Annotated in this window: 11 protein-coding genes; 6 read left to right on the top strand and 5 right to left on the bottom strand. The window is 35.3% G+C overall.

The genetic code is table 11. The features are described 5' to 3' along the window. Positions 1-24 precede the first annotated feature (24 nt). From nadE to NK356_RS12595, 5 genes are read right to left on the bottom strand one after another with little or no spacing between them, the layout of a single operon-like run. Positions 25-816: an NAD(+) synthase gene (nadE, locus tag NK356_RS12575; protein ID WP_253317126.1), complete on the bottom strand. Its 792-nt coding sequence runs from the start codon at positions 814-816 to the stop codon at positions 25-27. 12 nt (positions 817-828) lie between these two features. After that, positions 829-1,362 (bottom strand): GNAT family N-acetyltransferase, encoded by a 534-nt coding sequence (locus tag NK356_RS12580; RefSeq protein ID WP_253317127.1) that lies wholly within the window; start codon positions 1,360-1,362, stop codon positions 829-831. Continuing rightward, positions 1,359-1,886, bottom strand: a complete 528-nt coding sequence (locus NK356_RS12585; protein WP_253317128.1) for a GNAT family N-acetyltransferase — start codon at positions 1,884-1,886, stop codon at positions 1,359-1,361. The genes NK356_RS12580 and NK356_RS12585 overlap by 4 nt, the downstream gene beginning before the upstream one ends. Before the next feature lie 34 nt (positions 1,887-1,920). After that, complete coding sequence (locus NK356_RS12590; RefSeq protein WP_253317129.1) at positions 1,921-2,445, bottom strand: GNAT family N-acetyltransferase; 525 nt, start codon at positions 2,443-2,445, stop codon at positions 1,921-1,923. A gap of 13 nt (positions 2,446-2,458) precedes the next feature. After that, positions 2,459-3,097, bottom strand: coding sequence for a leucine-rich repeat domain-containing protein (locus NK356_RS12595; protein WP_253317130.1), 639 nt, complete (start codon positions 3,095-3,097; stop codon positions 2,459-2,461). A gap of 52 nt (positions 3,098-3,149) precedes the next feature. Between NK356_RS12595 and NK356_RS12600 the strand changes: the two genes are divergently transcribed. The 6 genes from NK356_RS12600 to NK356_RS12625 all read left to right on the top strand — a co-directional run bounded on the left by NK356_RS12600 (position 3,150) and on the right by NK356_RS12625 (position 7,466). Beyond that, the gene (locus tag NK356_RS12600; protein WP_185103668.1) at positions 3,150-4,133 is read left to right on the top strand and encodes a gliding motility protein GldB; all 984 of its coding nucleotides are present in this window, start codon (positions 3,150-3,152) and stop codon (positions 4,131-4,133) included. Positions 4,134-4,298: 165 nt separating this feature from the next. Then, the gene (gldC, locus tag NK356_RS12605; RefSeq protein WP_034695059.1) at positions 4,299-4,622 is read left to right on the top strand and encodes a gliding motility protein GldC; all 324 of its coding nucleotides are present in this window, start codon (positions 4,299-4,301) and stop codon (positions 4,620-4,622) included. Between the two features lie 128 nt (positions 4,623-4,750). Next, complete coding sequence (locus NK356_RS12610; protein WP_034695058.1) at positions 4,751-5,890, top strand: cystathionine gamma-synthase; 1,140 nt, start codon at positions 4,751-4,753, stop codon at positions 5,888-5,890. Positions 5,891-5,908: 18 nt separating this feature from the next. After that, positions 5,909-6,385 carry a DUF4440 domain-containing protein gene (locus tag NK356_RS12615; RefSeq protein WP_051934298.1) on the top strand — a complete coding sequence of 159 codons (477 nt, stop codon included), beginning with the start codon at positions 5,909-5,911 and terminating at the stop codon, positions 6,383-6,385. A 6-nt stretch (positions 6,386-6,391) separates the two neighbouring features. Beyond that, complete coding sequence (locus tag NK356_RS12620; protein ID WP_253317131.1) at positions 6,392-6,841, top strand: GNAT family N-acetyltransferase; 450 nt, start codon at positions 6,392-6,394, stop codon at positions 6,839-6,841. Between the two features lie 112 nt (positions 6,842-6,953). After that, entirely contained in the window at positions 6,954-7,466 is a 513-nt protein-coding gene (locus NK356_RS12625; RefSeq protein ID WP_051934297.1) for a DinB family protein, read from the top strand. Positions 7,467-7,855 lie beyond the last annotated feature (389 nt).

Below are 7,855 nucleotides of genomic sequence, written 5' to 3' on the forward strand. Positions count from 1 at the left end.
CTATTATTTAATGTAATACTATTTTTATGCTCTCCACTCTTCAGGAATATCACAAACCGGAATTGGATCCATTTTATGTTTCGCAGCTTTATGCATTCTGTCGAAGATTAAGAATACTTCCTTATCTCTTCCTTCGTAATCATCGGCTGTTTTAGTTCCGTATTCTTTCTGTATTTTTTCCAGTTCCGGATAAGTAGCTCCAATCTGCTGCTCATCTGTTCTGTCTACATCCCAAAGCCCATCCGTAGGAATTGCTTCCTGGATGCTTTTAATTAAATTCAGTCCTGTGGCAAGTTTATATACTTCAGTTTTATAAAGGTCTGCAATTGGAGAAACATCTACTCCACCATCACCATATTTTGTATAAAAACCAATCCCGAAATCCTCCACTTTATTTCCTGTTCCACAAACCAAAAGTCCGTTCAGCTGTCCATAATAATACAGTGTAAGCATTCTCAAACGGGCTCTTGTATTGGCAAAAGCTAATTTTTCATTAGGATAAAGATCATCATTTACATCAAAAGTTTTGTAAAGTTCCTCAAAAGCAGGTGTCAAATCTACTGACATGGTTTCTACATTAGGAAATCTGGCTTTAAGGTCATTCATATGATCCACTGCACGACCTACCTGATCTGCTTTCTGACGGATGGGCATCTCTATCAATAATGTTTTCAGCCCGGTCATTGCTGCCAGTGTAGAAACTACCCCGGAATCTACTCCTCCGGAAACCCCGATTACATATCCGTTTACTCTTGCTTTTGCTGCATAATCTTTTAACCAGCTTACAATATGATCTATCACTTTTTGTGTCTGCATCGTTTATCTTTTTTAGTCTATTCCAAATTCCTGAGGGTATTTCACCACTCCTTTTTTATCTTTTAATCCGTCTTTTACCAATTCTATTGCCATTCCATTTTCTTCCGGAATATCAAACGGAAAAGAGATCCCAAAATTACTCGTTTTTTTGTAACCAAAGCGTGGATAATATTTTTCGTGCCCGATCAATATCACCGATTCATATCCCAATTCTTCCGCAATCCGATGTCCTTCAAGAATCAGTTTCGCTCCGATTCCCTGATTCTGAAACTCAGGTTTTACGGAAACAGGTGCCAAGGCAAGAGAATCAAACGATTCGTTGTCATTGACAATTTTAATTTTCGTAAACAGAATATGTCCGGCAATTGTACCCTTTTCATCTTCCGCTACTAATGACAATTCCGGGATAAAGGCGTCAGATTTTCTCAATTTTTCTACCAGAAACTGTTCCTGATGATCACTGTGTTCCATTTCCCTGAAAGCTTCTTCCGTAAGCTGAAAGACCTGTTGATGATCTTTTTTTTCTTCCCTTCGTATTGTTATCATTTTTTACTGTATTTTTCACGCTTCAGCTCATACCAGAAACATATTACCCCATCTTCATCAAACTCTCCGGTTTTTTCAAAACCCAATTTTCCAAGGATATACTTTGAACCTGCATTTTCGGAATCTGCATAGGCATAAATAGCATTTGTATTTAATTCATTAAAGCCATATTCAAGTATTCTTTCTGCAGCCTCAGTAGCATACCCTTTTCCCCAAAATTCCGGAATAAAACGATAGCCCAAATCCAGAGTATTGACATAACCATTGATTGGGCTTGTCAATAATTTTAGTCCACACCATCCTATCAGCAAGCCACTTTCTTTTTCAATAACAGCAAGCCTTCCGACTCCATTTTCTTCATACTGCTTCTGAATCATTTTAATTACTTCCTTTGATTCTTCCTTTGTTGCCACAGGTTCCCCCAGATATTTCATTACTTCAGGATCGGAATCCATCAGAAACATACGTTCAAAATCTGTCTCTTCAAGTTTTCTTAGAATCAATCTTTCGGTTTCTAATACCATTGTTTTTTGTTTATTTTTTTTCAAAAGGAATCTCTTACATATAGTTCTCACGCTTCAGTTCGTACCAGAAGCAAATTCCATCCGGTTCTTCAAATTCGCTGGTCTTTTCAAATCCTAATTTTCTTAGAATATGATTGGAAGCATCATGTTCAGAATGGGCATAGGCATAAATGACTTCTGCATTCAGGTCATTAAAGCCATAATCCAGAGAAGCTATTCCGGCTTCCATAGCATAACCTTTGCCCCAGGATTCAGGCAGGAAGCGATATCCAAGTTCCAGTACATTTTTATAGCCATTCGTTTCATGAGTAAGTAATTTTAATCCGCTCCATCCTATCAGAAGTCCACTTTCTTTTTCCACAACGCCCAGTCTTCCCACGCCATTTTCCTCATACTGTTTCTGAATCATGCTGATAACCTTTTTTGATTCATTAACCTCTGTCAGAACCGGTACGCCAATATATTTCATGACTTCAGAATTGGAATCCAGCAGAAATATACGTTCAAAATCTTCATCTTCGAGTTTTCTTAAAATCAGTCGCTCTGTTTCTATTTTCATAATCATTTAGTTTTTATTCTTCTGCACCAAAAATAGTGACATCTGTCTTTGTGCCTTTCTTTATATCTGTTTCTTTCATCTTATTCCCCATTATATTAAGGGTTTGTAAGGCCGGATTACCGGAAATATCAATTTTTTGAAGCTTATTATGTTCCAGATTCAGTTTTCTTACTGTTTTAAACTGAAGCAGATCTATTGTCTTTAATTGATTTAAAGATAATGTTAATTGGTCAATTTTTGGAATTCCTGCCAGCGAAATGTTTTCCAACAGATTATTATCTAAATATAATGCAGTTAAATTCTTAAGATTTTCGGCTTTGAATGAAGAGATTTTACAGCCTGTACACGAAAATAATTCAAGCTGATCCAGATGGCTGATCATTATATTAGAAATCACATTATCATCCAGAACAATCATTTTTACATTTTTAAAAAGATACAGATCATCTGTGGAAGTAATTCCTTTCTGAACAAGGAAAAGATTGGTAACCATTCCTGCTTCCTGGTATTCAAGTATTCCGTTTTTATTCAGATCAAAATTTCCCAGTACTGCTTTTTCAAAATTTTTATCTTTAAACTCAAGCTTTTGTCCAAAGAAAAAAGAAAGTCCCAAAATAATAAAGATAACTGTAAATATTTTAATTTTCATCATGAATTGTGCATTTAATCCTTATTTTTGTCAACTTAAATTCTATGTAAAAATAATGAAGATTTTTAGATATATTGCACTTTCTTCTCTTCTGGCTGCCGGACTTATTTCCTGCAAAAAAGAACCTGAAAATCAATGGAAGGTAGAAGTAAAACAAACTGCCGAAAAAGTTGACATCACAGATATTTCCAAAGAATTCTATAATCCGAATATTCCATTGGATCAGTTTAAAGCTCAATTTCCATGGTTTCAGGGAAGTGTTTCTGATGCCGATTTCGGAAAAAGAAGAGCGGATGCAGAAGAGATAAAAATCTACAAGGAAGCTATTGGAAAAATAGATCAGGCAAAGCTTCAAACGGAGCTTCAAAGTTTATTTTCCCATATTAAATATTACTTTCCACAGTTTAAAAACCCAAAAGTATATTTGTTCTCATCTGCTTTGCAGATGATACAGGATCCAATATTTTATGATGAAAAAGGTAATCTTTTATTCATAGATGTTACCGGTTTTATGGGAGACGGAAATGCCAATTATAAAGGATTGGAATTGTATTTCCAGAAGTCGATGAACCCACAGAATATTGTTCCGAAGGTATCACAGCTTTTTGCAGAAAATATTGTCACAGAATCTCCTGATCACCAGAAATTTATTGATCAGATTATTCTGAACGGAAAAGTAATGATTCTTCAGGATGCTTTTCTTCCGGATACGCCTGATTATCTGAAAATGAATTATACCCAAAAGCAGTATGAATGGGCAACAAGTAATGAAGCCAATATCTGGAATTATTTTGTAGAAAGCAATCTGATCTTCGGAGATGATCCAAGATTGGGAGAACGTTTTATTTCACCTGGCCCATTCTCGAAGTTTTATACAGAAATTGACAATGAATCTTCCCCACAAATCGGAATTTTTACGGGATGGCAGATCTGTAAAGCATATTTGAAGGAAAAACCTGAAACGAAGTTAACAGAATTCTTAAAAATGGATGCAACCACAATTTTTAATCAATCAGGATACAAACCAAAGTTAAAATAATTCTATAAAATCAAATATTTAAATCCTTTAGTGTAAGCTAAAGGATTTTTTTTAACCATGATTTTAACTTTAATAGTCCATTTCCTGATGAAGATAATTTTGTAGAAGCTTTGGATAAGCTGAAGAAGTATTAACTTTGCACGAAATTAGAAACAAAAGAAAGTTATGAGAAAGACTCAGATTACGATAGATGTAGAACTTGATGAAAATCACGTACCGGAAAACATTACATGGAACGCTCAGGATGGAGGTATCGACAAACAAGATACTAAGGCAACAATGATTTCTGTTTGGGATGATAAAACAAGAGAAGCATTAAGAATTGATCTTTGGACCAAAGAAATGCCTGTAGACCAGATGAAAATGTTTATCCACCAGATTTTAATATCTTTAGGAAGCACATACCAGAGAGCGACAGGTGAAGAGGATGTGGCGCAGTGGATGGAAGAAATCGCAGAAGAATTTGCGGTAAAATCTGCTATTAAGTAAAAAAATACAATTGCAATAAGCTGAAGGCAGTAAGCGGTAAGCTTTTTGTACTCAGCTAGAGCAAATTTTAATAAAAACAATGAACATTAAACTCACATGCTTAATGTTCAAGCTTAAAGCAAAAAATTATGAATTTTAATACAAAAGTAATTCACGGAGGGCAGCACCACGAGTCTGCAACAGGTTCTGTAAATGTACCTGTATTTTTAACCTCTACATTTGCACAGAAAAGCCCGGGAGTACATTCCGGATATGAATATTCAAGAGCTGCCAACCCTACAAGACAGGCATTGGAAGATTCTTTGGCAAGTATTGAAAACGGAGCGAGAGGTTTAGCTTTCGGTTCTGGTCTTGCTGCCATCGACTGTGTTTTGAAATTATTAAATCCAGGTGATGAAGTGATTGCTGTAGATGATCTTTACGGAGGTACTTACAGAATGTTCACAAGACTTTTCGAAAAATACCAGTTGAAATTTACGTTTGTAAATTTTGATGATGTTTCTAAAATTGCTGATGTTATCACAGATAAAACAAAACTGATCTGGGTAGAAACTCCTACTAACCCATTGATGAAGTTAGTTGATATCAAAGCTGTTGTAGACATTGCTAAAGGGAAAGATATTTTAGTAGCGGTAGACAATACTTTTGCAACTCCATACATTCAGAGACCTATTGATTTGGGTGCTGATATTGTGATGCACTCTGCTACAAAATATTTAGGCGGACACTCTGATGTGATTGCCGGAGCTCTTATTGCTAAAGATGCTGAGTTAGGAGACAAACTTCACTTTATTCAGTTTGCGAGTGGTGGTATTTTAGGACCGCACGATTCCTACCTTGTATTGAGAGGAATCAAAACACTGGCATTAAGAATGCAGAGACACTCTGACAATGGTCTTGCCGTAGCAAAATATCTGGAGACTCATCCAGCGGTAGATAAAGTAATTTATCCAGGATTGGAATCTCACCCTCAATATGCATTGGCAAAGTCTCAGATGAAGGAATCCGGAGGAATGGTTTCATTCACTTTTAAATCCGGAAAGAAAGAAGATGCTATCAAATTCTTAGAAAAAGTAAGAGTTTTCACCCTTGCAGAATCTTTAGGAGGAGTAGAATCTTTGGCTAACCACCCTGCTTTGATGACACACGCTTCAATTCCTGCAGAAAAACGTGCTGAACTAGGAATCACAGATGACCTTGTTCGTTTAAGCGTAGGTATTGAGGATGCTGAAGATCTTATTGCAGATTTAGAGAAAGCTTTTTCTTAAAACTATAAAATAAAAATAATGAGAAGGGCTTGTATTCTTATATTTCTAAGCCTTTTCAGTCAACTGGTCTATTCTCAGGTTAAAAATACCGATGAATTATTCCTGACTGCAAAGAAATTGGATAGTTTGATATTCCATGAGGGGTTTAATAAATGTAATCCTTCTCATTATAACACCATCATCAGTGATGATATTGAATTTTATCATGATCTGGGAGGGATCACCAAAGGGAAAGAAGCTTTTGTTTCGTCCATAAAAAACAATATCTGCAGTAACCCGGGAAAAGTAAAACGTGAACTGGTTCCTAACAGCATGAAAGTTTTCCCAATGTACAGTAATAAAACTTTGTACGGTTTTATTCAGGAAGGCGATCATGAGTTTTTCGAAAATAACAACGGAAAATGGAGTAAAGTAGGACAGGCGAAATTTACCCACCTTTGGATCTCCGAAAACAACCAATGGAAACTTAAACGTGTTCTCAGCTACGATCACTAAATAAATATGAAAAATACAAGAAAAGCAGATCTCTCTGACTTACCTCAACTCGCAGAATTATTTGATCAGTACAGGATATTTTATCATAAAACATCAGATATTCCCTCAGCAACCAATTTTCTTCAGGAAAGACTTGAAAACAAAGACTCCGAAATTTTTGTTGCAGAAGAAAATGGAATATTAACAGGTTTCGTGCAATTATATCCTATATTTTCATCTACAAGAATGCAGCGCTACTGGCTGCTGAACGATCTGTACGTTAATGACAACCATAGAGGAAAAGGATATTCTAAAGAACTGATAGAACAATCTAAAGAACTCTGCCGATCATCAAAAGCATGCGGTATTCTTTTAGAAACAGGAAAAAGCAATGACATCGGAAATCAACTTTATCCAGCCTGTGGCTTTGAACTGTATGACTCCGTGAATTTCTACGAGTGGACTAATCATGAGTAATGAGTAATAAGCAATGAGTAATAAATTACTTGTACATTACAACTATTCCGAAACTCGAATCCCGAAAACACGAAAACCCGCCCCCAAAATCACCATTAAAACAAAAAATGATATGACCGAATTTCAAAAATATATCCAAAGATATTTAGATCAGATTCCATCAGGAAACTGGATCAACGAACTGCAGATTTCAGCAGACAAAACCATCGGAATTTATTCCAATCTTACCGAAGAACAGTCTAATTTCGCTTATGCAGAAGGAAAATGGACTTTAAAAGGTCTTCTACTTCACTTATCTGATACAGAAAGAGTTTTCCAATACAGAATATTAGCTTTCGCCAGAGGAGAAAAAAACAACCTTCCGGGATTTGATGAAAACGAATATGCAGACCAATCTTTTGCCAGTGAAAGAACACTTGAGTCTCTTTTAGATGAATATAAACTGGTAAGAAAGTCTTCTCAGATTCTATTAGAAACACTTCATCCTTCTGCTTTACAGAATACAGGTACAGCTAATGGTCATGAAATTACTGTAGAAACCATCGGAAAACTAATTGTAGGGCACAATTACCACCACCTGAATATTATTGAAGAAAGGTATTTATCGAAATTGGGATGGATGTAAGAAATTAAATATAATTTTGGGTTATTATAAGTTTTGGCTAAAGCCATAGGATTTATATTTATTGTTTAAATGGGCTAAAGCCCATTTCTATTGAATAATAATTCGTATAATTCTAAATTACATCATTAAAAATATCAATAGGAACGGGCTTTAGCCCGTTTTCATATTATATAACATTCCATTGGCTTTGTCCGAAATTTATAATCCCATAGATTTTGATTAAAATCATAGGATTCATATTTATTAATTAAATGGGCTAAAGCCCATTTCTATTGAATAATAATAATTCGTATAATTCTAAATTACATCATAAAAAATATCAATAGGAACGGGCTTTAGCCCGTTTTCATATTATATAACATTCCATTGGCTTTGTCCGAAATTTATAA

The organism is Chryseobacterium sp. S0630 (assembly GCF_024158915.1).
Classification (GTDB): Bacteria; Bacteroidota; Bacteroidia; order Flavobacteriales; family Weeksellaceae; genus Chryseobacterium.